This window comes from Curtobacterium sp. Curtsp22 (assembly GCF_059492135.1).
Window position 1 is genome coordinate 1,423,105 of sequence record NZ_CP168519.1, and the last position, 25,873, is coordinate 1,448,977.

Sequence of the window (25,873 nt, forward strand, 5' to 3'; positions counted from 1 at the left end):
CCGGTCCGATTGGACCGGGGCCTTCTCTGTGACGCTTGGTTGCGGGGGCAGGATTTGAACCTACGACCTCTGGGTTATGAGCCCAGCGAGCTACCGAACTGCTCCACCCCGCGGCACGTTGAACAGCCTACACGGGGCCGTGGCGGGGCACAAATCGAGTGCCCCGCCACGGTGTGTCTAGTTCGAACCCTCGGCCTCGGTGGCGGCCTGGATCGCGTCCTGCAGTCGCTGGTCAGCCTCGGCGGCGGCGACCAGGTCGTTCTCCGCGTAGGCGTCCTGACGGTCCTGCAGCGCCTGCTTGGCGTCGTTCAGGGCCTTCTGCAGCGCCGCGTTGTCGACCGTGCCCGAGCCCGACGACGAACCGGAGCCGGACGACGAACCGGAGCCGGACGACGAACCGGAGTCCGACGAACCCGAACCGGAGTCAGAGCCCGAACCGGAGTCCGAACCCGACGACGCACCCGAGTCGCTCGAGCCACCCGACGCACCGGAGTCACCGGCCGACGCACCCGAGTCGCCACCGAAGAGGCTGTTGAGCGCCTCGTCGAGGGTGTCCTCGAACGCGATCTTGTCGCCGAACGCCACGAGCACCTTCTGCAGCAGCGGGTACGAGCCGCTCGACGTCGACTGCACGTACACGGGCTGCACGTAGAGGAAGCCGCCACCCACCGGGAGCGTGAGCAGGTTGCCCTGCTTCACGGTCGAGTTCCCGCGCTTCAGGATGTTCAGCTCCTGCGAGACGGTCGAGTCACCGTTGAAGAGGCTCTGCACCTGACCAGGCCCGGGGATGTTGTCCGTCTTCGGCATCGTCAACAGCGTGAGCTTGCCGTAGCCGGACCCCTTCTTGCCCTTCCCCGCGCCTCCGGCATCGGAGTCCACGGCGAGGTACCCGGTCAGCACGTTCCGGTTGTTCGCCCCGGCCGACTGCTGCGGGATGTAGGTCGTGTACAGCGTGTACGCGGTCCCCTGCCCCGGCACCTTCATCGTGAGGTAGTACGGGTCCTGCAGGTTGCCCTTGGCCGTCGTCGTGGTGGTCGCCCCGAGCGCGTTCGTGCCCGAGTTGGTCGTGGTCGATGCGTCCGAGGTGTCGGTGTCGTTCGTCCCCGAGGTCGGTTCCTGCGGCACGTTCCAGGCGTCGTCACCCGAGTAGAACGAGTTCGCGTTCGTGACGTGGTAGGTGCCGAGGATCGACCGCTGCACCTTGAACAGGTCGGTCGGGTACCGCACGTGGTCGAGCAGCTCCGCGCTCATGCTCGACACGGGCTTCGTCGCCGTCGGGAAGATCTTCTGCCACGTCTTGAGCACCGGGTCCTTGGTGTCCCAGGCGTAGAGCGTCACCTTGCCCGTGTACGCGTCGACCGTGGCTTTCACCGAGTTCCGGATGTAGTTGACCTGGTCGGTCCGGTACGCCGAGCTCTCAGCACCCGCGATCGTGTCGGAGAGGCTCTGGCTCTGCGAGTACGGGTACGCGTCGCTCGTCGTGTAGCCGTCGACGACCCACTGGATGCGGTGGTCGACGATCGCCGGGTACGCGTCGTTGTCGAGGGTCAGGTACGGCGCGACCTTCTGCACGCGCGTGATCGGGTCGCGGTCGTAGAGGATCTGCGAGTCCTGGTTCACGGCGTTCGACAGCAGGATCTGCTCGGACTGGAACTTCGCGGCGTAGACGAGCCGGTTGAAGAAGTTGCCGATGCTCGGGCCGCCGTCGCCGGCGTACGTCGTCGTGGCGTTGCCGCCGCTGTCGTCGTTCTCGTCCGAGCCGGACGGGTAGTCGAGCTCGACGTTCTTCGAGCCCTTCGGCGCACCGACGATCGAATACGCCGGCGAGGTCTCACCGAAGTACACGCGCTGCTGGAAGTCGCCGAGGGCACCGTTGGACGGGATCCCCGACTCGAGGAACACCGGCTTGCCGTCGCTGGCGCGCTGGTTGCCGTACGCCGCCGTCACGCCGTAGCCGTGCGTGTAGACGAAGGCGCGGTTGTACGGGGTGTTCGCCTGCGCGCTGAGGCCGTCGAGGTCGATGTCGCGCACCGCGATCACGGTGTCCTCGGTCTCGCCCTTGACGTCGTAACGGTCGACGTCGAGCTCCTTCGGGAACTGGTAGTACTGCCGGTACTGCTGCAGCTGGCTGAAGGTGTCCGAGACGATCTTCGGGTCGATCAGGCGGATGTTCGCCGTCGTCTGGGCGTCCTGCGCGAGGGCGCCGGAGCTCGCCTCGGTCGTTGCGTCGTAGTTCTGCTCCTGGACGCCCGCGACACCGTAGGCGTCACGGGTCGCCTTGATGTTCCGCTCGATGTACGCGGACTCGAACGTCCGCTCCGAGGGCTTGACCTGCAGGCGCTGGACGATCCAGGGGTAGATGCCGCCGATGACGATCGCCGCGACGAGCAGCAGCCCGGTGCCGACGATCGAGATGCGCCAGCGGCCGATGACCGCGGTCACGATGAAGAGGATCGCCACGATCGCGGCGATACCCGCCATGATCTCGCGACCCGGGATGACGGCGTTCACCTCGGTGTACTGCGCACCGGTGATGAGCGAGTTCGACTTCGTCAGCGCGGCGTACTGGTCGAGCCAGAGGCTCACGGCCTGCAGCGCGACGTAGACGGCGGCGGTGATCGCGAGCTGGATGCGCGCGGCCTTCGAGATCCGGACCTCGCGGCCGCCGAAGCGCATCGCGCCGTACAGGTAGCACGCGGCGAGCGCGGCCAGCCCGGCGATGAGCACCACGGCGGACGAGTACGCCACGATCGCGCGCCAGAACGGCAGTTCGAACACGTAGAAACCGATGTCGAGCCCGAACTGCGGGTCGGTCTTGCCGAACGGCGTCCGGTTGAAGTACTCGAGCACCATGCTCCACCGGCCGGCGGTCGACAGCCCGGCGAAGATGCCGAGCACGACCGGGATCCCGATCATGACGGCACGGCGCAGCGGCTCGATCACCTGCTGGTAGCGGTCGAGCTGCGAGTTGAGCTTCGCGTAGACCGGCCGGAACCGGAACGCGATCGCGATGCTCGCGTAGACGGGCACCGCCATCCCGAGGAACCCGGCGAGGAACATCAGGGTCCCGGCGATCCACCGCGTGGTCAGGACCTGCTGGAAGCCGAGCTGCGCGAACCACGCGTAGTCGGTGTACAGGCTCGCGAAGATGAAGAAGGCGATCACCAGTGCGGCCAGCACGATGATCGTGACCACGATCGGGACCCGCGGCGAACGCCGCCCCGAGGTGGACGAGGTTGTCGTCACTTGATGTGCTCCAGACGTGTCGAACCGGCGGGCCCGGCGCGGCGGGCCGTCAGTGCATCGATCCTATGTGGCGTGAGCACCCCTGAAACTGTACGGAGACTCAGGATGGTGGGTCGCGCCTCCTGGAACACGGTTCGGGAGGCACGGATCGCGACGACCGCGGACGTCGCCTGGAGCGCGCGGCCGGGTCTACGACGTGCAGCGCGCGAGCTTCGCGGTGCTCTTCCCGGAAGCGATCGTCTGCAGGTCGGTGACCGCCTGGTCGAGCGTGGCGACCTTGTAGACGTCGAGTCCGTCCGGGACGTGGCCGACGACCTCGCCGCAGTTGTCGGCCGGGGCGAGGAAGACGGTCGCGCCGGCGTCCTTCGCGCCGTACAGCTTCTGCCGGATCCCGCCGATCGCGCCGACCTCGCCGTCGGCGGTGATCGTGCCGGTGCCGGCGACGTGCTTGCCGCCGTTGAGCTTGCCCGGCGTGATCTCGTCGATGATCCCGAGGGCGAACATCATCCCGGCCGACGGGCCGCCGACGTCCTGGAGCTCGATGGAGACGCGGAACGGGAAGTCGTACTGCTCGGTCACGCCCACGCCGATCAGGGCCGTGCCCTGCTCGCTCCGCGGCGTGAGCTCGACCGTCTTCTCGGCGCCGTCGCGTTCGACGACGACCGTCGCCGGGCCCGAGGTGCCGTGCTTCGCGACCAGCTCACGGAGCGAGGTCGCGTCGGCGTTCTCGGTGAGCGAGGTCCCGTCGAAGGAACGGATGACGTCGCCCTTCTCGATGACGCCGTCGGCTGCCGAGCCCTTCTGGACCGTGCCGACCTCGAGGTCGGTGGGCAGCTCGTACCCCTGCTGGATGAGGGCCGCGGCCACGGCGGACTGCTGCGACTGCTGCATGTCGGCGGTGTCCTGCTGGTTGACCTGGTCGGTGGTGACGCCCTCGGGGTAGATCGCGGACGCCGGGATGACCGCCTCGGACTTCGTGAACAGCGCCCGGATGACGCTCGTCCACGAGGGGCGGTTCGTGGCGTCGCCCTGGATGCCGACGGTGAGCATGTCGAGTGCACCGGCGGTGGGGTAGGTCGGGTGGCCGTCGACCTGGATGAGCTTGACCTGCTTCGCGTCCTTGCCCGTGCCCTGCTCCTGGGTCCCGATGGTGTTGTACACCGGGCCGGGGACCTCGATCAGGTAGGGGCTCGGCAGCAGGCTGGCGAGGAGCCCGAGGACGACGGCACCGATCACGAACGCCCAGCCGACGGTCCGGGAACGGGGACGACGACGGGGCTCGGCGGCGAAGAGGGTCACGAGAACGTCCTTCCACGGGGGCTGTTCGCCCTCGGCGCAGCGGTTCGGGCGTTCCCACGGGGGCGTCCCAGGCGCGGCCCCGTGAGCAGCGATTAGCGTAGTCGTCATGCCTGATGAACCGCAGCCGGGGCCGGACGACGACTTCCAGGAGATGCTCCGGAAGCTCCTCTCCGGCGAGGGCCAGATCGACCCGTCGCAGCTCGCCGGTGCCGCCGGACTGCCGAACGACCCGGCCTTCGTCGCGAACCTGATGAGCCAGCTGCAGCGTGCCGCGCAGTCGGGCGGTGACGGCATCGACTTCTCCGTCGCGTCCGAGCGCGCCACCGCGATCGCCCGTGAGGGCGGCCACCCGGTCGACCCCGCGACCTCGCAGGCGGCCGACCAGGCGTTCCAGGTCGCGGCGCTCTGGCTGGACGAGGCCACCTCGGTCGCCGAGCTCACCGCGACGCCGAGCCTCTACACGCGCGAGCAGTGGGCGAAGGCGACGACGCCGGTGTGGGCGCAGATCGCCGAACCCGTGGCGCTGAGCATCTCGAACGCCCTGACCGAGGCGATCGAGCAGCGTGCCCCCGAGCAGCTCAAGGCGATGCTCGGCGACGTCTCGAAGGCGATGCGCGGCGTCGGCGGCGCACTGTTCGCGATCCAGCTCGGCCAGGTCGTCGGGCAGCTCTCGAAGGAGGTCGTGTCCGGCGGCGACGTCGGCGTGCCGCTCCTCGACGAGCAGGTCGCCGCACTCCTGCCGCAGAACGTGGCCGAGTTCGCCGAGGGACTCGACGTCCCCGAGGACGAGGTCCGCATCTACCTGGCCGTCCGGGAACTCGCGCACGCACGGCTCTTCCGTTCGGCCCGCTGGCTCCGCCTGCACATCATCTCGTCGATCACCGACTACGCACGGGGCATCCACATCCCGTTCGACCGCGTCGAGGAGCTCGCGTCCGAGATCGACCCGACGAACCAGGAGCAGCTCCGTGACGCCCTCGCGTCCGGTGCCCTCATCCCGCCGCGCACCGAGGAGCAGGAGGCCGCCCTCGCCCGCCTCGAGACGATGCTCGCGCTCGTCGAGGGCTGGGTCGACACCGTGACCGCCGCCGCCACCGAGCGTCTGCCGAAGTCCGGCGCGATCGCCGAGATGGTCCGACGTCGTCGTGCCGCCGGTGGTCCGGCCGAGTCGGCGTTCGCGACCCTCGTCGGCCTCGAACTCCGCCCCCGCCGCCTCCGCGAAGCAGCGGCGATGTGGCAGCGGGTCACCGACGAGCTCGGCACCGAGCAGCGCGACGCGCTCTGGTCGCACTTCGACGCGGTCCCGACCTCGGACGACATCGACGCGCCGGACGCCTTCGTGGCCCGGCTGCGCAACCCCGGCCGCTCCGCCGAGGACGACGAATTCGACAAGGCGCTCGAGGACCTGCTCAACGACGCCACCGGTGACCGTCCGCGCGAGGACGAGTCCGGCAACGTCGACGAGGGCGACGCTCCGAAGTAGTTCTCCACAGATCCGCTGTCCCTGCCCCGCGCGGGCGCCTGGTCCGCCAGCGTGGGGGCATGGGCATCCGCATCGATCCGACCCTCGAGTTCGTCTGGCGCGACCCGACCACCGTCCAGCTCGGGGTCGATCCTCCCCGCGCCGTCGTGCCGGTCCCGAGCACGGCCGAGGAACGGTTCCTCTGCGCACTCCGCCGCGAGACCGGCCGTGATGCCCTCTCCGGGGTCGCCGCGGCGAGCGGGTGTCCGCCCGGTCTCGCCGCGCGCGTGCTCGGGGACGCCTCGCCCGCGGTCGTCGACGTCCTGCCGGAACCGCTGGCCCGGGTCGAGGTGCACGGCACCGGCGCCCTGCCGGACGCGGTCGCCGAACTGCTCTCGGGCGAGGGCGTCACGGTCGCGCGCACGACCGCGCCGCGTGGTGGACCGGTGACCGTCCCCGACCCGGATCCCCAGCTCGCCGTGGTGGTGGCCGACCACGTCGTCGACCCGGCGGTCCGCGCTGCCTGGACCCGGCGGGGTACCGCCCACCTGCCGGTCGTCGTCGGGGACGGACGCGTGCGCCTCGGGCCGTTCGTCGTCCCGGGTGCCGGGCCGTGCCTCCAGTGCGTCGAGTACGCGCACGTCGACGACGACCCGTGCTGGCCGGCCATCGCGGCGCAGGTGTGGGGCCGCCCCGCGGCACCGCTCTCGCCCTACCGGATCGCGGCGGTTGCGGCGGCTGCGACCCGGATGCTCCTCGAACGGCTGCCGTCCCGCACCCAGCACCCCGGTCCGGACCAGCTGGTCTTCGAGCGCGACGACCTGTCGGTCAGTCGGCTCCCAGTGACGTTCCATCCGCGCTGTTCGTGCCGAGCGCTGCCAGGAACCGACTCGCCACCCGGGCTCCCCCACGCGTGGAACCCTGTCGCGACCACGTGACCGTCACCGACCGGCGGGCACGGGTCAGCCCGACGTAGAAGAGCCGGCGTTCCTCGTCGACCTCGGCGTCGGTCGTGGCGTACGAGATCGGGAGTAGCCCCTCGGCCGCACCGATCACCACGACGTGCGGCCACTCCAGACCCTTGGACGAGTGCAGCGTGGCGAGGGTCACGGCGTCCAGCTCCGGCTCGTGGTGCGTCGCGGCACGGTCCACCAGGTCCTGCGTGAACTGCTGCATCGTCGTGCCGGCGGGAGCGTCCTCGGCGAGGCCCATGATCGCCTGCAGCGCTTCCCACTGCTCGCGCACGGCGCCGGTGCCCTCCGGTGGCGTCGGCGTCCACCCGCTCACCTGCAGCACGAGGCCGACCCGCCGGGTGAGCTCGTCGTCGGTCTGCCGGACGGCCTCGCCCCGCATGTGGTGCACCGCGAGCTTCACCTCGGGGCGGTCGAAGAAGCGGGTGCCGCCCTGGACCCGGTACGGGATGCCTGCGCGTCCGAGCGCCGACTCGACCGCGGCGGCCTGGGCGCCGAGGCGGTAGAGCACCGCGACGTCCCCGTAGGACGCGCCCGAGGCCGGGTCGGCGACCAGCGACGCGATGGTCCGGGCGACCGTCTGCGCCTCGTCGCCGTCGTGCACGCACGCCAGCACCTCGGGCCGTGGTCCGGGCTCGGTGTGCTGCGCGACGAGGTCGAGGGCGCCCGGTTGCCCGCGCATGAGCGCGTTCGCGGCGTGCACCACCTCGCGCGTGGAGCGGTAGTTCCGCTCGAGCCGCAGCACGGATCCGCGGGGGAACTCCGAGCCGAAGCCGAGCAGGTAGCGACTCGACGCCCCCGCGAACGAGTAGATCGTCTGGCTGGCGTCGCCGACGACGCAGACGTCGTCCCGGCCGCCGAGCCACGCGCGCAGGAGGTCGTGCTGCACGGGCGAGACGTCCTGGTACTCGTCCACGACGAAGAAGCGGTACTGCTGCCGGACGTACGACGCCACCCTGGGCTCGGACTCCACCATGCCGAGCGTCGCGAGCAGGACGTCCTCGAAGTCGAGCTGCCGCCGGTCGTCCTTGAGCTGCTCGTACGCGCGCATGAGGTCGAGGACCCGGCGCGGAGCGGTGTCGCGCGGCATGACCCGGTCGGCCGCCGCGGCCTCGTACTCGTCGTACGAGAGCATCTGGACCTTCCGCCACTCGACCTCGCCGGCCAGGTCGCGGAGCGTCGGGGTGTCCACCCGCAGGCCGACCGTGTCCGCCGCGTGCGCGATCATCCGGCCCTTGGACTCGACGATCTTCGGGGCGTGGCCGCCGACGGTGTCCGGCCAGAAGTAGCTGAGCTGCGCCATCGCCGCGGCGTGGAACGTGCGGGCCTGCACCGTGCCCGCCCCGAGGGAGCGCAGCCGCGACCGCAGTTCGCCGGCCGCCCGGGTGGTGAAGGTCAGGGCGAGGACGTGGTTCGGCGCGTAGGTACCGGTCGCGACGCCGTACGCGATGCGGTGCGTGATGGCGCGGGTCTTGCCGGTGCCGGCGCCGGCGAGGACGGCAACGGGACCGAGCAGGGTCCGGGCGACGGTTCGCTGTTCGGCGTCGAGCGCGGCGAGGAGCTCGTCCGGCGACGGCGGTCGGAGCGGCTCGGCCCCGGCCCCGGCGGCGGCGTTGCTCACGGCAGGTCCAGCGGCCCGCCGTACCACTCTTCGATGATGGCGCGGGCGATCGACGTCTTCCCCGGCAGCAGCAGGGTGTCGCCCGCACGCTCCCGGATCTCGTCGCGCGAGAACCACCGGACGTCGAGGATCTCCACGCCGTCCGGCCGAGCCGTCGTCGGGTCCCCGTCCACCGCACGGGCGCGGAAGCCGAGCATGAGCGACGCCGGGAACGGCCACGGCTGCGAGCCGAGGTACTCGGGTTCCTCGACGCGGACGCCGGACTCCTCCCAGACCTCGCGCCGGACGGCGTCCTCGAGCGACTCCCCCGGCTCGACGAAGCCCGCGAGCAGCGAGTACCGGTCCGCGTCCCACGCCGCGTTCGACCCGAGCAGGATCCGGTCGTCGGCGTCGGTGACCCCGACGATGATCGCCGCGTCGGTGCGCGGGAAGTGCTCGTGCCCCTCGGGATCGCGACGCACCCAGCCGCCGGTGACCACGTCGGTCGCGGACCCGGTGCGGGGCGAGAAGCCGTGCACGGCGTGCCAGTTCGCCATCGCCACGGCCTCGACCGCGAGGCCCTGGTCGCGCGGCGACAGCTCGGTCCCGAACATCCGCAGGCTCTCCCACGCGTCGTCGGCCGGTTCGATCCGGGCAGCGGTCTCGGCGTCGAGGAACGCGGCGACGAACCGGGTGCCGGCGGGCGCATCGGGGGCGTCGGACACGGCGCGACCGAGGTACAGCGTCACCGCGTCCACCGGCACGGCATCGGCGGAGACGAAACGGAGGGTGCCGTCGGCGTTCCGCAGCATCTCGGAGCCGCGGACGGGCAGGTACCGCGTCGACGGGTCGTCCCGCAGCACCCGGTCGAGGTCGTCCGTCGTGCGGAACTCCGCGTCGCGGTCGAGGTCGTTGCGGGAGAGGGGCAGCCTCGCGGCGAACTCGACGGTCACGGCAGGGGGCTCCTCGGGTCGGATCGGGTCGGCGGTGCGGGAGCCCGGGCTGCCGCGGGCCAGCGTGGCGCACGCTCGACCACCGGCTGCGGACCTACCCTGAGGGGCATGGCGGGATCCCAGTTCACTCTAGCCGCGTTGGCGACCACGGCCGTCTCAGGCCTCGTCGTCACGGGCACGCGCACGCTCGGCTCGGCCGCGTCCGGGGACTACGAGTCGGCCGTCCTCCGCGACGCCGACGGCGCCTGGTCCGCGATCCGCCGCCCACGCAACCAGCGGGCCGAGGCCCGACAGTCCGCCGACCTCGTCGCGATCCGGGCGCTGAGCGCCGGGATCCGCACGCGCCTCCCGTTCGGCGTCGCCGAGTACCGCGGACAGGCGCCGATCGGCTCGACCCGCGCCATCGTCACCTCGTACCTGCCCGGGACCCACCCGAAGCTGCAGGCCCTCGTCGAACGACCGGAGCTCGCTACCAGCGTCGGCCGGGCGATCGCCGCGATCCACCAGCTGCCGACGAGCTTCGTCACCGACGCCGGTCTGCCGTCCCTCACCCCGTTCGAGGTCCTGCGCTCCGCCGTCTCCGTGATGGACCGCGCGGTCGCCACGAAGCTCGTCCCGGCGGCGCTCAAGGAGCGGTGGGAGGGCGCGGCGCGCGACCAGCAGCTCTGGCAGTTCACGCCCACCGTCGTGCACGGGTCGCTCGGCACCGAGACGATCCTGGTCTCCGGCGACGACGTCTCCGGCGTCATCGACTGGGGCGAGCTGCGGCTCGGCGACCCGGCGAAGGACCTCGCGTGGGTGCTCGCCGGCCGCAAGGACGCGTTCGACACCGTCCTCAGCGCGTACGAGGCGAACGGCGGCGGCCGGGACCGGCAGCTCGCGCAGCGCGCGCGGGTGCACCACGAGCTCGAGACCGCGCAGTGGCTGCTGCACGGCGTGCAGGTGAAGAGCACCGAGGTCGTCGACGACGCGGTCGCGATGATGCACCGGCTGGTGGACGCGGTCCAGACACCGAGCGCGGCACCGCTGCAGTCGGTCTCGCCGGAGACGATGGAGATCGGCGAGGTCGAGCAGCTGCTGTCGTCGACCGAGCGTCGGCACGGCTGACGCGCTTCGGCGCGGCTGACGCGCGTCGGCCCTGGAGGCGCGGCTCGCCTCCGCCCCGTCGCCGGCGGTCCGCCGCGCCACCGGTCCGGATCGAACCACGGTTCCGACATCGAACCAGCGTCCGCGCGTGGTTCGACGTCGGATTCGTGGTTCGACGTGCGGGCCGGCGTCAGCGCGGCCAGCCGGCGCCGGGCCGGCGTCAGCGAGGCCGGCCGGCGCCGGGCCGGCGTCAGCCGATCGCGTCCCGCCAGGCGCGCTCGAGGCCGGCGCGGTCGAGGAGTTCGCGCGGCCGGACCTCGAGGTCGTCGGCCACGAAGTAGAACACCGCGTCGACCTCGTCGATCGAACGCCCGGTGAACTCCGCGTAGGCAACCCGGTACAGCGCGAGCTGCAGCTGCCGCTTCGCCAGGTCGTCGTCGCCCGACGGGGCCTTGCCGGTCTTCCAGTCGACGACCTCGGCCCGGCCGTCGATCTCGTAGACCGCATCGAGCTTGCAGACGACGCTGTGGCCGAGGAACGGGATGTGGATCTCCCGTTCGACCTCGATGGGTGTCAGCTCCGCCCACCGTGACCGGGCGAAGGTCGCCTGGAAGTCGGCGAGCCGCCGGGCGTCGTCGTCGGTGACCGCGACGTCCGCCGAGGCGTCGACCACGTCGTCCGGGTCGAGGTCGAGTTCGTCCGGCCAGGCGTCGAGCGTCTCGAGCGAACCGCCGCTGCGGGCACGCTGCTCGACCCACTGGTGGAAGAGCGTGCCGAGGCGGGTGGCGCGGTACGGCCGCTCCGGCATCGGGCGCCGCAGCCGCTCGGCCACGGCGTCCGGTTCGGCCAGGTAGTCCTTGAACCCGGACGCCGGGACGCGGTGCGGGACGACCACCCGGTGCCGGGCCGACCGGTTCGCGGCGCGCTCGGCGAGCAGCAGGTCGATGTCGGCGCTGAACCGACCGGCCGCCCCGGGGTTGGCGTTCCGCACGCGGTCGGCGGCGGCGACCACCCGGGCGGCGCGCTGCCCGAACGGCACGTGCGGCCAGGACTGCGTGGCCCCGGCGTCACCGAGGGGGTTCTCCTCGTGCTCGGTCGTCTCGGGGACGGCGGCGGCGTCCACGACACCGGCGTCGACGAGGTCGCGCAGGTACCGACTCGGTTCGGTGGGTCGGACCCCGCCAGCCCAGAACGAGCCGGAGACGAGCAGGTCGTGCTTCGCCCGGGTGAGCGCGACGTAGGTGAGGCGGCGCTCCTCGTCCTCGTTGCGGGCCTTCACCTGTTCCTTGTAGGCGTCGATCGCGAGCGTGACGTCCTTCTGCGTGTCGTGCCCGCGCCAGTGCAGTCGCGGCAGCTCGTCGGCGTCGCCCCGGAACTCGTACGGCAGCCGGCCGAAGCCGATCCACCCGGACGAGCCCTCCAGCGGGCGGGCCGGGAGCGCACCCTCGACCAGTCGGGGAACCGCCACGGCGTCCCACTCGAGGCCCTTCGACCCGTGGATCGTCAGGATCTGCACGGTGCCGGCCTCGGGCTCCTCGGAGCGGGGACCCATGTCGTCGCGACGGGCAGCGGCGTCGATCCAGCCGAGGAACGCACCGAGGTCGGCTCGGTCGTCCGTGGTCACGAAGCCCGCGAGCTCGTCGATGAAGGCGTCGAGGAACGCCCCGCTCCCCTGCTCGTGCGCGGCGACCTCGATGTCGAGCCGCATCTCCTGCACGACGAGCGTGACGAAGTCGACGAGGTCGCCGCTGGCTCGGGACCGGAGCGCCTGGAGCTGGCGGCCGAGTTCGCGCATCCGGAAGCGTCCGGTATTGCTGATGTCGGCGAGCGCGCCGTGCTCGTCCGGGGCGGTGGCGACGAAGTCGAGGGCGTCGACGATCGAACCGTGCTCCCCCGCGGCGACCGACGCCCGGAACGCTGCGGTGACGTCGTCGTCGAGTCGCTGCTGGGTGTGGTCGCGGCCGAACAGCCAGCGGGCCAGGGCGTGGAGGGCGGCGATGTCCGCGGCGCCGATCCGCCACCGGGCGCCGGCGAGCAGCCGGATGAGGTCGTTGCCGGCGGCGGGGTCGTGCAGCACGCGGAGGCACGCGACGAGGTCGACGATCTCCGGCCGCTGCAGGAGTCCGCCGGTGCCGAGCACGTGGAACGGCACGCGCCGGTCGCCGAGGGCGGCGGTGAACGCGGCGAGGTCCTTCCGCGAGCGCAGCAAGAGCGCCATCGACCCCGTCGGGTCGGCGGAGCGGCGCGCGGCGAACCACTCCGCCACGGCGGCGGCCTCGTCCGGGAGGGTCTCCGGGAACACGGCGTGGACCGTTCCGGCGTCCGCCCCGGGTCGGGGGACGAGGCGCTCGACGTCGACCTCGGACGCCTCGGACAGGGGCGCGACGACGGCGTTGGCGCCGGCGAGGACGTCGACCGGGTTCCGCCAGCTGGTGGAGAGCGCGAAGGTGACGGGGCGTGCGGCGTCGGCGCCGTCGTCGGACGTTCCGCCGAAGTCGCGCGGGAATCGAGCGAGGTTGGCGGCACTCGCCCCGCGGAACCCGTAGATCGACTGGTGGGGGTCGCCGACCGCCATCACCGGGTGCCCGCGGAAGAGCCGGGCGAGGAACCGCGTCTGCACGACCGAGGTGTCCTGGTACTCGTCGAGGAGCACCACGCCGTACCGCTGCCGCAGGTCGGTGACGACGCGCGGTGCCGACTCGGCCGCGGCGAGGGCGAGCGCGATCTGGTCGGAGAACTCCACGAACCCGCGGTCCACCTTCTGCCGACGGAACTCCTCCACCAGGTCGACGAGGGGTTCGAGGGCACCGATCGCGGCGACGGCGTCGGTGATCGCCTTGTACGCGCCACCGCGGGCGTTCCCCGGCAGCTGGAGCAGCTCGGCGAACTCGATCGCGAACCGACGCAACCGCTCCGGTTCGACGAGGTGCTCGGACACTGCGCCGGCGAGCGAGACGACCGCGGCGGTCACGGTGTCGACGTCGCGGTCGAGCCCGGCCAGCCGGTCGTCCCGCGCTGCGACGACGACCCGGCGCGCGAGCTGCCAGGCGGACGGTTCGGTGAGCACCTGGGACTCGCCGTCGCGGCCGACGAGCAGGGCGTTCTCGCGGAAGACCGAGTTGGCGAACGCGTTGTAGGTGGACACCGTCGGCGCTTCGAACGCGTCACCGGCCTCGAGCAGCCCGACGTCCTCGAGCGCGCGGATGCGGTCGTTGATTCGGACCGACAGCTCGCCGGCGGCCTTGCGGGTGAAGGTCAGGCCGAGGATGTTGTCGGGGCGGACCATCCCGTTCGCGAGCAGCCAGACGACCCGCGACGCCATCGTCTCGGTCTTCCCGCTGCCGGCTCCCGCGACGACGAGCGCCGGGGTGAGCGGAGACTCGATGACGGCGCGCTGCTGCGCCGTGGGGCGCGGGCGTCCGAGGGCGTCGGCGATCGCGTCGGCGTCGTGCCGGGGCGGCTCGACGCGGTCGGGGTAGGCGGTGCGGGCGCCGTCGGGGCCGAGCAGCTGTTCCTCGTTCACCAGGTCACCTCGCCCACGACGTGGATCCGGCACTCGACGCCGGTCCGGGCCTTCTGGCAGTGGTCGTCGACGTTCGCGAGGAAGGTCCGTCCGGCCATGCCCGTCGCCACGGTGTGCAGCCGCTGGCGGTATGCCTCACGCGCGTCGTCGTCGAACGCCTGCTGCGTCCGCTCGGAGTAGGCACGGCCACTGCGGGCGTTCTGCACGAACACCAGCCGGGCATCGGCCATCGCCGAGCCGGCGGGGACCCCCTCGACCGCGCCGTCCTCGACCGCGAGCTGGTACGCGCCGAGCTGGGGGTGTTCGGGCATGTCGTTCTTCTCGCTCGGCATCGAGCGCCCGGTCTTGAGGTCGACGACGCTGACCCGGCCGTCCGGGTCGACCTCGATCCGGTCGATGCTGCCGCGCATCCGTGCCGGCCCGGTGACGAGCGCGAACGAGGTCTCGGCCCCGAGCAGTCGGCGTCCGGCGCTCGCGAAGGTGCGGAGGTAGTCGCTGAGTCCCTCGATCATGCGACGGGTGCGGGCGCGTTCGCGATCGGCGATCCACGGCGACTCGAACGTCAGCTCGTCCCACCGGCCCTCGACGTGCTGCCACAGGGACTCCACGTCGACGGCGGTGGCGTGCTCCATGGTCTCGTGCACGATCGTCCCGATGCCCATCGCGGGGCTCGGGGCGCTGCCGCCGAAGGTCTGCACGAACCAGTGCACGGGACACTCCTCGAAGGTGCCGATGCGGGAGGGCGAGACCGACACGGTCGGGGGCACGGGCTCGCCGCCCTCGTGCTCGGGTGCCGGCTCGGCGTCGAGGTCGACGAGGGGGTCGTCGGTCGAGGGCTCGGCGAGCCCGTACCAGTCGTCCGGAGCGGCGCCGGGGACCTCGGCCTCGGCCAGGCGCGCGAGGGCGGACGCGGCCTCGTGGTCGCCCGAGGCCACCACGCGCCGACGGAGCGATCCGGCGAGGCCGCGCAGGGACAGCGGGTGCACGGTCGGCTGCCGGTCGGGCGGCACGGGCACGAGGCGGACGAACGGCGAGGGCGCCTCGTCGTCGTTCGCCACCGTCCCGATGATCACCTGGGTGGTGGCGCGGGACACCGCACGGGCGAACAGGCGGAGTTCGTCGGCGATCACGGCGGCGCGGTCGTCGATCGTCTCGTGGTCGATCCCCGCGGCGGCACGGACCAGGCCGTCGGGGTCGAGCAGGCTGCCCCGTACCCGGGTGTTCGGCCAGACGCCGTCCTGCAGCCCGAGCACCACGACGACGTCGCACTCGAGCCCGATCGTGGCCGAGGGGGTGAGCACGCGGACCCGGCCGGCGGTGCGGTCGGGCCCGATCGAGTCCTCGGGCAGGTCGGCGCCGAGCAGGTCGTCGACGAACACCCGCGCGGGGGCGTCCGGCGTGCGCTCGACGAACCGCTTCGCCGCGGTGAACAGCCCGACCACGGCGTCGAGGTGCCGGTCGGCCTCGGCCGCACCGACCCCGCCGGCAGCCGACTGGCCGCCCCACGCGCCGGCGAGCCCGCTCCGTTCCCAGAGGCCCCAGAGGATCTCCTCGATGCTCGCACCGGACTCGGCGTCCTGGTGCGCCTGCACCAGGCTCCGTGCGAGCCGCGTCGCGCGTCGGGCGAACCCGGCGTCGACGGTCGCCAGGCGCTCGGGCGCCCCGAGTGCGTCCACGAGGAGTTCGTCGGCCGTGCGGGTACCGCCACCGGCGAGTTCCTCCCGCCGCAGCGCGAGGCGGAGTCGCCGCATCGCCAGGGTGTCGAGCCCGCCGAGCGGCCCGGTCGCGAAGGACGTGGCGAGCACCGGGTCGAGTGGGAGGACCCCGAGCGCGACGGCCGCGGCATCGAGCAGGGACCGCGCCGCGGTGTCGTCGCGGGGTCGGACGGGCGCGGCCCCGGCGGTCGCGGGGACCTCGGCCACGGAGAGCGCGCGGACGAGCTCGGGGATCGCGGCACCGCTGCGGGTGACGACGGCCATCCGGTGCCACGGGACGCCGTCGAGCAACCGGTGTTCGCGGAGCCGCCGGGCGATCGCGACGACGAGCGCGGCACGGCTCGCGCCCTCGAGGTGCACGACGGCGTCGGGTCGGGCGTCCGCCGTGGTCGCCACGGCGGTGCGCTGCCGTCCGGCCGCGGCGGCACCGATGCGCGCCGTGATGCCGGAGACGAGCGCGCGGACGGGTGCCGCGTGCCGGTGCACCGTGCCGAGGACCAGCTCGTCGACGCGGTCCACACCGAGCCGGGAGGCCAGGCGGCCGAGCACGTCGGGCTCGGCCCCGCGGAACGCCGACGCGGCGATGTCGGGGTCACCGAAGGCGACGATCTGCACGCCGGAACGGGCGAGCGCCCCGAGCAGCGCGATCTCCCCCTCGACGAGCTCCTGCGTGTCGTCGACCACGACGAGGCGCAGCGCGGCGACGCTCGCCGGGACCTGCCCCCGCAGGACGGCGGCCGTGGCGTAGGCGACGAGTTCGGCGGCGTCGAGGCTGGTGGCGCGGAACGAGGTCACGGCGGCGCGGTACTCGTCGACGAAGTCCCCGACGGCCCGCCACTCCGGACGCCCGGTGTCGTCCCCGAGTTCGCGCATGTCCTCGGGCTCCACGCCCGCGGCGACCGCCCGCATCATGACGTCGCGCAGCGCGGTGCGGAAGCCGGCGCGTTCGCGGACGACGGCGGTGATCGGTGCCGGCCAGTCCGGACCGGTGCCGTCGGTCTCGTGCCCGTCGAGCAGGTCGGCGATGATGCGGTCCTGCTCGCCACCGGTCAGCAGGGTCGGGGTCTCGAGGCCCTGGACGGCCGCGGCGTGCGCGACGAGCTGGAAGGCCAGCGAGTTCACCGTCCGTGCGAGTGCACCCGGCATCACCCGGTCGACCGAGGCGGCGAGTCGGTCGCGGAGCGCGGTGGCGGCCGTGCGGGCGCTCGTCAGGGCGAGGACGGTGGCGTGACCGTCGGGCGAGATCGCGTCGTCGCGCGTGAGCCGTGCTGCCACCAGCCGCGACAGCGTGGTCGTCTTGCCGGTGCCCGGTGCGCCGATGACCGCGGCGTGCCGGCCGTACGGCAGCGCGAGCACGGCGGCCTGCGACGGGTCGGACGCCAACGCCCGCGCGACGCCCGTGGCCTCGGGTGCGGGCGTGAGCGTCGTCTGGGGCACCCTCGTACGGTAACCGCAGCGACCGACAGTGCGCCTGCGGCGAACGCCCGATGGCCGTCGGGGCCGCTCGGATACGCTGTGCTCGTGGACATCAAGATCGGCATCACCAACAGCCCGCGCGAGATCGCGTTCGAGACCGCCCAGACCGCCGACGAGATCGAGAAGGCCGTCGCGGCCGCGCTCGACGACAAGGCGACGCACCTCTCGCTGCAGGACGACAAGGGCCGTCGGTTCATCGTCCCCGTCGCGTCCCTCGCCTACGTCGAGGTCGGCGCGGAGGAGTCCCGTCGCATCGGTTTCGTCGCCTGACGTGGAGCTGCTCTTCGCGGTCCTCGGCGGGCTGATCCTCGGGGCCGTCGCGCACGTGGTCCTGCCGTGGCGCTCGAGCCGTGGCTCCCTGCTCGGCCCCGCGGTCGGCGGTATCGTCGCCGCGGTGCTGTGGGAGGCCCTGACCTGGGCCGGCTGGCAGTACGACGCGACCTGGATCTGGGTCGTCGCCCTGGTCGGTGCCGGTGTGGTCGCCCTCGTCGCGGAGTGGGTCCTCGGCAAGCGCCGTACGGCTGCCGACGCGGCGTACTACGAGCGCGTCAAGGCCTCCGGCGCCTGACCCGGGGTCCGTCAGGCCGTCAGGCCGTCAGGCCGAGCGCGTCCATCCGCCGCGTGTGCGCAGCGATGAGCTCGGTCCAGACCGGCTCGAGCCGTTCCTGGTCCTCACGAGCGTGCGACGCGAGCGCCGACCGGGCCACGAGCAACGTGTCCCCGACGAGCCGCCGCCCCCACATCGCCAGTCGCGACCCGACCTGCGGGTCCTCGGCGATGCGTTCGGTGAGCTCCTCGACGACGGCGGCTTCCTCACGCGCGTCGAACACGGTCTTCAGGCGCTGCCGGACCTCGGCCGGGAGCGACCGGAGCAGCGAGCCGAACAGGTCGTTGAGGATCCCCGCGGTGACGTAGCCCGTGAGCATCGACTCGTACCAGTCCGCGCCGCTCGTGCGCTCGAGGAACAGGTCGATCGCCTCGCGGTGGGGCGCCATCAGCGCAGCCGGGTCGCCACCGGTCCGTTCGATCTCGGCGACGATCGCGCGGTGCCGCTCGAGCGCCGTCGTCGCGAGCACGCCCGTGACGAGCCGGCCGGACAGGGTCGGCGCACCGGCCCCGGCACGGCCCATCGTCTCGTAGAGCGAGAGTTCGAGGTACGCCGCCTGGCCCAGGTAGACGTCCAGCTCGGGGCTGACGTCGTCCAGCTGCAGACGTTCCACGGGCGAGGCGTTCCGCGGGTTCCGCGACGCGAGCCACGCGGACGCGAGCTCCGCCGCGCGCTTCCGGTTCCACCACGACACCACGGCTCCAGCATAGGGGCCTGGAGAACCGAGCCCGACCCGCCGGTAGACTGGTCGGGACTTCCACCAGAACTAAGGTGATTCTTTGACTTTCGCAGACCTCTCCATCGAGCAGGACATCGTCGACGCGCTCGCGACGAAGGGCATCCTCGAGCCCTTCCCGATCCAGCAGCAGACGATCCCGCTCGCCCTCACCGGCCAGGACATCATCGGCCAGGCCAAGACGGGTACGGGCAAGACCTTCGGCTTCGGCCTCCCCCTCATCCAGCGCCTCGGAGCCGACCCGGCGCCCGGCGTCAAGGCCCTCGTCGTCGTGCCGACCCGCGAACTCGCGGTCCAGGTGACCGAGGACCTCGAGCTCGCCACCTCGAACCGCCCGACGACCATCGCGGCGATCTACGGCGGCAAGGCGTACGAGGGGCAGATCGAGCAGCTCAAGGCCGGCGCCCAGATCGTCGTCGGCACCCCCGGGCGCCTGATCGACCTGCAGCGCCAGCGCCTGCTCGACCTGTCGCACGTGCAGGAGGTCGTCCTCGACGAGGCCGACCGCATGCTCGACCTCGGGTTCCTGTCGGACATCGAGCGCATCTTCCAGGCCATCCCCGAGGTGCGGCACACGATGCTGTTCTCGGCGACGATGCCCGCGCCGATCGTGGCGCTCGCCCGCCGCTTCATGAGCCGCCCGGTGCACATCCGCGCGACCGACCCCGACGAGGGTCTGATGCAGGCGAACATCAAGCACCTCATCTACCGCGCGCACTCGCTCGACAAGGACGAGGTCATCGCCCGCATCCTGCAGGCCGAGGGGCGCGGCAAGACCGTGATCTTCACCCGCACGAAGCGTGCCGCCGCGAAGCTCGTCGAGGAGCTCAAGGACCGCGGGTTCAACGCCGCAGCGGTGCACGGCGACCTCAACCAGGAGCAGCGCGAGCGTGCCATGGCCGCCTTCAAGGCCGGCAAGCGCGACGTGCTGATCGCCACCGACGTCGCGGCCCGCGGCATCGACGTGGACGACGTCACGCACGTGATCAACCACACCATCCCGGACGACCCGGACACCTACCTGCACCGTGCCGGGCGCACCGGTCGTGCGGGCAAGACCGGCATCGCGGTCACGTTCGTCGACTGGGACGACCTGCACAAGTGGACGCTGATCGACAAGGCGCTCGAGTTCGGCATCCCCGAGCCCGTCGAGACCTACTCGTCGTCGCCGCACCTGTTCGAGGAACTCGACATCCCGGCCGGCACCAAGGGCCGTCTGCCCGGCGCTTCGGCGCACGCGGCATCGGCCGGCGGCCCCGCCGAGAAGCAGTCGGGCGACCGTCCGCGCAGCGGCTCGCGTCCGCCCCGCACCCGGACGCGGTCCGGCTCGGGTCCGGCATCCGGTTCCGGCAATGGCTCGGGAGGCGCGGCACGGTCCGCCTCGCAGCCTGCGGACGCCGAGTCCCCGGCCCGGTCCGGTGGTGCCGAGGGCGCACCGGCCGACGGTTCGACCGACGGCGCCGCGAAGCGTCGTCGTCGGCGTCGCCGCCGCGGGAGCGGCAGCGGCTCGTCCGAGGCGACCGCCTCAGCGCCGCAGGGGTCGTCGGACGGCGAGTAGCGCCTCCAGGCCGTCACCGAAGGGTCCGTCGCCGACGCGACGGGCCCTTCGTCGTCCCCACCTGGCGGAGCGGCCGCGCTGGTCAGGCCAGGCGGGAGCCCGCGCCGACCACGGGCGCGCTGCCGGTCGCCTCGGAGCGGATGGCGTCGAACGCCGCCAACGCCGTGCGGTGCTCGCCCAGCCGGTTCGGCTTGCCCGTGCCGTGGTAATCACTCGACCCGGTGACGAACAGGCCGTACCGCGTGGCCCAGTCGAGCAGGGTGCGCTTGCCGTGCGCGAGGTTCTCGCGGTGGTCGACCTCGAGCCCGCCGAGCCCGGCCTCGACCAGTTCGCGGAGCATCGGCTCGTCGATCACGATCCCCCGCGACGACGCGGCGGGATGGGCGATGACGGGCACGCCGCCGGCCTGTCGGATGAGTTCGACGCCCCGGAGCGGGGACGGTGCCTCGTGCGGCTCGTAGTACCCGGAGGCCGGGTGCAGGATCCCCCGGAACGCCGCGCTGCGGTCCGCCTCGAGCCCGCGGGCGACGAGGGCGTCGGCGATGTGCGGGCGGCCGATCGTGGCCCCGTCGCGGGACTGCGCGAGCACGTCGTCCCAGGTGATCGGGTGGTCGCGGCCGATGCGGTCGACCATCCGGCGGGCCCGCGCGAGGCGTCCGTCGCGGATCCGTTCGGTCTCGGCGACGAGCGCCGGGTCGGCGGGGTCGACCAGGTAGCCGAGCACGTGCACGCTGCGGTAGCCGACGCGGGTGCTCAGTTCGAGACCCGGGAGGAGCGTGACCGGCAGGTCGCGGACGGTCGCCGTGGCCTCGTCCCACCCCGCGGTCGTGTCGTGGTCCGTCAGCGCGACGGCGTCCAGTCCGGCGGCTGCTGCCGCCCGGACGAGGTCCGCGGGTCGCTCGGTGCCGTCGGAGACGCTCGAGTGCGCGTGCAGGTCGATGAACGGATCGGGCACGTCGACAATGCTATCCACAGGTGAGCGGGCGCACAGGCCGCGGAGCGACCGGCGGTGCGATGATGGGTGCATGTCCGACACCACGCCCCGCGCGACGAGCAACCGTTCCACCACCCCCGGATCCTCGACGTTCAAGGACTACATCGGCTCGCAGTGGGCCGATCGTGACCGTCCGCTGCCCGAGCCCCGCGAGCAGGCCGCCTTCGCTGCCGAACGCCGCGCGAAGCTCTCCGAGCTGCACCCGGGCCGGACGATCGTCGTGCCGGCCGGCCAGGCCAAGGTGCGGTCGAACGACTGCGACTACCCGTTCCGCCCGCACTCCGCGTTCGCGCACCTGACCGGCTGGGGCACCGACACCGTCGTCGGCTCCGTGCTCGTCATGACGCCGAACGGCTCCGGGCACGACGCCACGCTGTACTTCCGCGCGACCGCCGGCCGCGACTCCGAGGAGTTCTACGCCAACCCCGAGATCGGGGAGTTCTGGGTCGGCCCGCGCCCCTCGCTGGACGAGGTCGCGGCGGACCTCGGTCTCGCGACGGCCGACCTCGGCGCGTTCGACGCCGTGCGCGCCGGGCTCGACGCCTCGGCCCTCGTCGTGCGCGACGCCGACACCGACCTCACCCGTGGGCTCGACGACCGGATCGGCAGCGCCGTCGGCGGCGCGCCCGAGGCCGACGGCGTGCCCGCGACGGACGACGCCCTCGCCCGTGACCTCTCCGAGCTGCGCCTCGTGAAGGACGCGTACGAGGTCAACGAGCTCCGCAAGGCCGTGAACGCGACCAAGGCCGGGTTCGACGACGTCATCGCCGACTTCGACGCGGTCCTGGCGCACCCCCGCGGCGAGCGCATCGTCGAGGGCACGTTCAACCGCCGTGCCCGTGCCGACGGCAACACCGTGGGCTACGACACGATCGCCGCCTCCGGCCACCACGCCTGCATCCTGCACTGGACCCGCAACGACGGCGCCGTCGAGCCGGGCGACCTGATCCTCATCGACGCCGGGGTCGAGGTCGACTCGTTCTACACGGCCGACATCACCCGCACGCTCCCGGTCAGCGGCACCTTCACCGACGTGCAGCGCCTCGTGTACGAAGCCGTGCTCGAAGCGGCGGACGCAGCCTTCGCCATCGTGAAGCCCGGCATCACCTTCCGTCAGGTGCACGCCACCGCGATGGAGGTCATCGCCCGCAAGACCGCCGAGTGGGGCTTCCTGCCCGGCAGCGCCGAAGAATCGCTCCAGCAGGACAACCAGTTCCACCGTCGCTACATGGTGCACGGCACGAGCCACCACCTCGGCCTCGACGTGCACGACTGCGCGAAGGCCCGGCGTGAGATGTACATCGACGGCACCGTGCAGGCCGGCATGGTCTTCACGATCGAGCCCGGCCTGTACTTCCAGCAGGACGACCTCACCGTGCCCGAGGAGTTCCGCGGCATCGGCGTCCGCATCGAGGACGACATCCTCGTGACCGAGGACGGCGCCGAGAACCTGTCCGTCGGCATCCCCCGGACCCCCTCGGAAGTGGAGGGGTGGATCGCCCGCTCCGGCCGCTAGCCTGAGCGGGTGACGACACCGGAGGTCTCCCCCAGCCCCAGCGAGAGCGCGTTCTCGATCGACGTCGAGCACTTCGACTCACCCGACGCCCAGCGGCTCCGCGCCGCCCAGCGCCTGGAGATCGACCGTGCGTACGGCGGCGACACCGAACCCGGCGACAAGCCGACGGCGGACTCCATCGCGGTGTTCTTCCTCGCGCGGGACGACGACGGCACGCCGCTCGGCTGCGGCGGGCTGCGGGTCGTGCAGGACGGCATCACCGAGATCAAGCGGATGTACGTCCGGCCGGAGTCCCGGGGTGCCGGTGTCGCGGCGGCGCTGCTGCGTCGGTTGGAGGACGCTGCGCTCGACCTCGGTTCGCCGGCGCTCGTGCTGGAGACCGGGAACGAGCAGAAGCGTGCGATCGGGTTCTACGAGCGCGAGGGGTTCACGCGCATCGCGAACTTCGGGCCGTACGTCGGAGTCCCGACCTCGATCTGCTACTCGAAGGTCCTCTAGCCCGGGCCCCGAGCGGGCGCCGGGCCACACGCCGGGACGGCCGCCGCCGAGGTCGCGGAAACGGCCGCTCCCCGCGACGGGGAGCGGCCGTTCGTGCGACCTCGGCGGACGTGAGCGGCGCGTCGTGCGACCTCGGCGCCGACCCCGACCGCGTCGTGCGACCTCGACCGGACCTCGGCGCCGACCTCGCCCTCGGCACCGAGCTCGGCGGCCGCCGGCGGCGACTCAGCGCGACTCGTCGTCCTTCGACGGAGCGGACTCGGCGGAGCTCGGCGCCGGCGGCGTCGCCCCGGTCACCCGTTCCCCGTAGCGCGGCGGCTCCTCCGCACGCGGCTGCTGGGCGGACGCGGGCGCTGCCGGCGCGGGAGCGGTCGCCGGGGTCTCCCCGTAGCGCGGCCCCTCGTTCGTGCCGTAGCGCGGCGTCCCCGTCTGCGCGCCGGATGGCGGCGTGCCGGGCTGCTGCGCGCCTCCTGGCTGGTGGTGCGGTGTGGCGTGCCCGCCGTACGGCGATCCCTGCTGACCGGCGCCCCACCCGCCGCCGGACCCGGCCGACTGCCCGCCGGAGCCGGGAGCACCCGAGCCGGAACCGGGACCCGGACGCCACGGCTGCTGCGGCGGCTGCCCCTGGAACCCGGCCCCCGGGCCGCTCTGCGGTCCCGGTGCACCCGGCGTACCGGGGTTCCAGTGCGTGGTGGGCGCGAGCCCGGCGTCACCGAGGATCCGACGTGCCTGACCCACGAGCTGCGGCTCGACGACGATCTGGTAGTTCGTCGCGAGGACCTGGTGCACGCTCGTGAAGTCCCGCTGCCGCTTCGTGATCGCGAACGAGACGATGCCGTAGAGCATGCCGAACGCGGCACCGATGATGGCGGCGGCGAGGATGAGGCCACCGGCACTCGGCGAGAAGAGCGTCAGCACGATGCCGAAGAAGATGCCGAGCCAGAGGCCGGACAGCGCGCCGGCGATCGCCGCACGGCCGTACGTCATCTTGCCGGTGACGCGCTCGACGGTCTTCAGGTCGTTGCCGACGATCGAGAGCTGGTTGACCGGGAAGTCGGCCTCGGCGAGCTTCGCCACCACGCGCTGGGCGTCGGGGTAGCTGTCGTAGGTGCCGAGGACGTCGCCCTTGGGCAGCGTCGGGAAGGCCTGGGCGGTCCGGCCGCCGAACGGGCTCTGATTGCTCACACAGCCATCATTCACCGCACACCTTGCAATCGCACGTGCACTCTCAGGGAAGCCGCCGACCGCCACGGCGGATCCGGCCAGACGCACCGACTACGCTGGGTCGGGTGAGCGCCACGAAGGTCTTCGTCGCCCGCCTCGCCGGGTGCTCCGTCTTCGACCCCGCGGGAGACCGCGTCGGCCGCGTCCGGGACGTCCTGGTGGTGTACCGCCGGGCCGATCCGCCGCACGTCGTCGGTCTGATCGTCGAGGTCCCGGGCAAGCGCCGGATCTTCGTGAGCATCGGCCGCATCACCTCGATCGGTGCCGGGCAGGTCATCACGACCGGCCTCGTGAACATGCGCCGCTTCGAGCAGCGCGGTGGCGAGGTCCGGGTGATCGCGGAGATGCTCGGCCGCAAGGTCCTCATCAAGAAGGAGCGCATCCGCGCCACCATCGAGGACGTCGCGATCGAGGACCGCGGGCAGGGCGACTGGGAGGTGTCGCAGCTCTTCCTCCGCAAGCCGAAGACCACGCCGTCCCCGTTCGGCAAGGGCCCGACGACGTTCGCGACCTGGAACGAGGTCACCGAGGACGAGCTCCCCGGCGAGGCCCAGTCCGCCGAACACGTGATCGCCGCCTACTCCGACCTGCTGCCGGCCGATCTGGCGTCGACGCTGCTCGACCTGCCGGAGGAACGGCGGTTCGAGGTCGCCGAGGAACTCCCCGACGACCGGCTCGCCGACGTGCTCGAGGAGATGCCCGACCAGCAGCGGATCGAGATCCTCACCCGCCTCGTCGACTCCCGTGCGGCCGACGTGCTCGACCACATGCAGCCGGACGACGCGGCCGACGTCCTCGCCCAGTTCTCCGACGAGCGCAGCGAGGCCCTCCTCCAGCTCATGGAGCCGGAAGAGGCGCAGGACGTCCGCATGCTTCTCGAGTACGAGCCAGACACCGCCGGTGGTCTCATGACGACCGAACCGGTGATCGTCTCCGCCGACGCCACCGTCGCCGAGGGGCTCGCGCTCGTCCGCCGCCACGAACTCGCGCCGGTGCTCGGTGCCGCCGTCTGCGTGACGCTGCCACCGTACGAGCCGCCGACCGGCCGGTTCCTCGGCCTCGTGCACTTCCAGCGGATGCTCCGCTACCCGCCGAACGAACGACTCGGCACGCTCATCGACCAGCAGACCGACCCGGTCCGCGTCGACGCGAGCGCGGCCGAGGTCACGCGCATCATGGCGACCTACAACCTGCTGTCCGTCCCCGTGGTCGACGATGCCCACCGCCTCGTCGGGGTGGTGACGATCGACGATGTCCTCGACCACGTCCTGCCGGACGACTGGCGAAGTCAGGGCGAGGGGGAACCCTCACCGCTTCCGCGCCAACGCCCACGCAGGACGCCCGTGACGACGGGAAGGAGGACCACCCGTGGCCCGAACGGATGACGACCGCCGCGATCGCGAGCGGAC

At 72.4% G+C, this 25,873-nt stretch carries 18 protein-coding genes and 1 tRNA gene; 9 read left to right on the forward strand and 10 right to left on the reverse strand.

Translation table 11 applies throughout. The features are described 5' to 3' along the window. Window positions 1-36: 36 nt before the first annotated feature. From ACEN8D_RS06690 to ACEN8D_RS06700, 3 genes are all read right to left on the reverse strand, one after another. Window positions 37-113 (reverse strand) — tRNA-Met (locus ACEN8D_RS06690). Between the two features lie 64 nt (window positions 114-177). Next, entirely contained in the window at window positions 178-3,195 is a 3,018-nt protein-coding gene (locus tag ACEN8D_RS06695; protein ID WP_413399127.1) for a UPF0182 family membrane protein, read from the reverse strand. Window positions 3,196-3,435: 240 nt separating this feature from the next. Beyond that, on the reverse strand, window positions 3,436-4,545 hold the full coding sequence (locus tag ACEN8D_RS06700; RefSeq protein ID WP_229085201.1) for a YlbL family protein: 1,110 nt from the start codon (window positions 4,543-4,545) through the stop codon (window positions 3,436-3,438). A 106-nt stretch (window positions 4,546-4,651) separates the two neighbouring features. Between ACEN8D_RS06700 and ACEN8D_RS06705 the strand changes: the two genes are divergently transcribed. Both ACEN8D_RS06705 and ACEN8D_RS06710 read left to right on the forward strand, forming a co-directional pair. Then, complete coding sequence (locus ACEN8D_RS06705; RefSeq protein ID WP_070416680.1) at window positions 4,652-6,028, forward strand: zinc-dependent metalloprotease; 1,377 nt, start codon at window positions 4,652-4,654, stop codon at window positions 6,026-6,028. A 59-nt stretch (window positions 6,029-6,087) separates the two neighbouring features. Beyond that, complete coding sequence (locus ACEN8D_RS06710) at window positions 6,088-6,945, forward strand: hypothetical protein (protein WP_309778921.1); 858 nt, start codon at window positions 6,088-6,090, stop codon at window positions 6,943-6,945. On the opposite strand, the gene ACEN8D_RS06715 is transcribed toward ACEN8D_RS06710, so the two are convergent. Continuing rightward, window positions 6,836-8,599, reverse strand: a complete 1,764-nt coding sequence (locus ACEN8D_RS06715; RefSeq protein WP_413399667.1) for an ATP-dependent helicase — start codon at window positions 8,597-8,599, stop codon at window positions 6,836-6,838. The genes ACEN8D_RS06710 and ACEN8D_RS06715 overlap by 110 nt on opposite strands. Continuing rightward, the gene (gene nudC, locus ACEN8D_RS06720; protein ID WP_071294993.1) at window positions 8,596-9,531 is read right to left on the reverse strand and encodes an NAD(+) diphosphatase; all 936 of its coding nucleotides are present in this window, start codon (window positions 9,529-9,531) and stop codon (window positions 8,596-8,598) included. The genes ACEN8D_RS06715 and nudC overlap by 4 nt, the downstream gene beginning before the upstream one ends. Window positions 9,532-9,639: 108 nt before the next feature. Between nudC and ACEN8D_RS06725 the strand changes: the two genes are divergently transcribed. Continuing rightward, window positions 9,640-10,638, forward strand: a complete 999-nt coding sequence (locus ACEN8D_RS06725) for a phosphotransferase (RefSeq protein WP_070416684.1) — start codon at window positions 9,640-9,642, stop codon at window positions 10,636-10,638. A 229-nt stretch (window positions 10,639-10,867) separates the two neighbouring features. Here the strand turns inward: ACEN8D_RS06725 and ACEN8D_RS06730 are convergent, their stop codons facing one another. Then, window positions 10,868-14,140, reverse strand: a complete 3,273-nt coding sequence (locus ACEN8D_RS06730) for an ATP-dependent DNA helicase (protein ID WP_413461773.1) — start codon at window positions 14,138-14,140, stop codon at window positions 10,868-10,870. Continuing rightward, a complete protein-coding gene (locus ACEN8D_RS06735; RefSeq protein ID WP_495601208.1) occupies window positions 14,137-17,292 on the reverse strand; it encodes a PD-(D/E)XK nuclease family protein in 3,156 nt (1,051 codons plus the stop codon). Before ACEN8D_RS06735 ends, ACEN8D_RS06730 begins: the two co-directional genes overlap by 4 nt. 84 nt (window positions 17,293-17,376) lie before the next feature. Here ACEN8D_RS06735 and ACEN8D_RS06740 point away from each other — a divergent pair, with 84 nt between their 5' ends. After that, on the forward strand, window positions 17,377-17,601 hold the full coding sequence (locus ACEN8D_RS06740; protein WP_070419176.1) for a DUF3107 domain-containing protein: 225 nt from the start codon (window positions 17,377-17,379) through the stop codon (window positions 17,599-17,601). 1 nt (window position 17,602) lies between these two features. Further along, on the forward strand, window positions 17,603-17,899 hold the full coding sequence (locus ACEN8D_RS06745; RefSeq protein ID WP_070416685.1) for a hypothetical protein: 297 nt from the start codon (window positions 17,603-17,605) through the stop codon (window positions 17,897-17,899). A gap of 19 nt (window positions 17,900-17,918) precedes the next feature. Here ACEN8D_RS06745 and ACEN8D_RS06750 read toward each other — a convergent pair whose 3' ends face one another. Further along, complete coding sequence (locus tag ACEN8D_RS06750) at window positions 17,919-18,635, reverse strand: ferritin-like fold-containing protein (protein WP_070416686.1); 717 nt, start codon at window positions 18,633-18,635, stop codon at window positions 17,919-17,921. Window positions 18,636-18,717: 82 nt separating this feature from the next. Between ACEN8D_RS06750 and ACEN8D_RS06755 the strand changes: the two genes are divergently transcribed. Further along, the gene (locus ACEN8D_RS06755) at window positions 18,718-20,232 is read left to right on the forward strand and encodes a DEAD/DEAH box helicase (protein WP_495601209.1); all 1,515 of its coding nucleotides are present in this window, start codon (window positions 18,718-18,720) and stop codon (window positions 20,230-20,232) included. An 82-nt stretch (window positions 20,233-20,314) separates the two neighbouring features. Here the strand turns inward: ACEN8D_RS06755 and ACEN8D_RS06760 are convergent, their stop codons facing one another. Continuing rightward, window positions 20,315-21,187 (reverse strand): PHP domain-containing protein, encoded by an 873-nt coding sequence (locus tag ACEN8D_RS06760; protein WP_083403228.1) that lies wholly within the window; start codon window positions 21,185-21,187, stop codon window positions 20,315-20,317. A gap of 70 nt (window positions 21,188-21,257) precedes the next feature. On the opposite strand from ACEN8D_RS06760, the gene ACEN8D_RS06765 reads away from it, so the two are divergent. Further along, entirely contained in the window at window positions 21,258-22,742 is a 1,485-nt protein-coding gene (locus ACEN8D_RS06765; RefSeq protein ID WP_071302018.1) for an aminopeptidase P family protein, read from the forward strand. Window positions 22,743-22,751: 9 nt separating this feature from the next. Continuing rightward, window positions 22,752-23,240: a GNAT family N-acetyltransferase gene (locus ACEN8D_RS06770; protein WP_092384196.1), complete on the forward strand. Its 489-nt coding sequence runs from the start codon at window positions 22,752-22,754 to the stop codon at window positions 23,238-23,240. Window positions 23,241-23,465: 225 nt separating this feature from the next. Here the strand turns inward: ACEN8D_RS06770 and ACEN8D_RS06775 are convergent, their stop codons facing one another. Further along, window positions 23,466-24,425 (reverse strand): YflT domain-containing protein, encoded by a 960-nt coding sequence (locus ACEN8D_RS06775; RefSeq protein ID WP_495601210.1) that lies wholly within the window; start codon window positions 24,423-24,425, stop codon window positions 23,466-23,468. A gap of 104 nt (window positions 24,426-24,529) precedes the next feature. On the opposite strand from ACEN8D_RS06775, the gene ACEN8D_RS06780 reads away from it, so the two are divergent. After that, on the forward strand, window positions 24,530-25,849 hold the full coding sequence (locus ACEN8D_RS06780) for a magnesium transporter MgtE N-terminal domain-containing protein (RefSeq protein WP_070416690.1): 1,320 nt from the start codon (window positions 24,530-24,532) through the stop codon (window positions 25,847-25,849). Window positions 25,850-25,873 lie beyond the last annotated feature (24 nt).

What these genes read in the sequence shown, in the direction of transcription:
- ACEN8D_RS06705 (WP_070416680.1), top strand. Translation starts at nt 4,652, where the DNA reads ATGCCTGATGAACCGCAGCCGGGGCCGGACGACGACTTCCAGGAGATG.
- ACEN8D_RS06710 (WP_309778921.1), top strand. Translation starts at nt 6,088, where the DNA reads ATGGGCATCCGCATCGATCCGACCCTCGAGTTCGTCTGGCGCGACCCG.
- ACEN8D_RS06725 (WP_070416684.1), top strand. Translation starts at nt 9,640, where the DNA reads ATGGCGGGATCCCAGTTCACTCTAGCCGCGTTGGCGACCACGGCCGTC.
- ACEN8D_RS06765 (WP_071302018.1), top strand. Translation starts at nt 21,258, where the DNA reads ATGTCCGACACCACGCCCCGCGCGACGAGCAACCGTTCCACCACCCCC.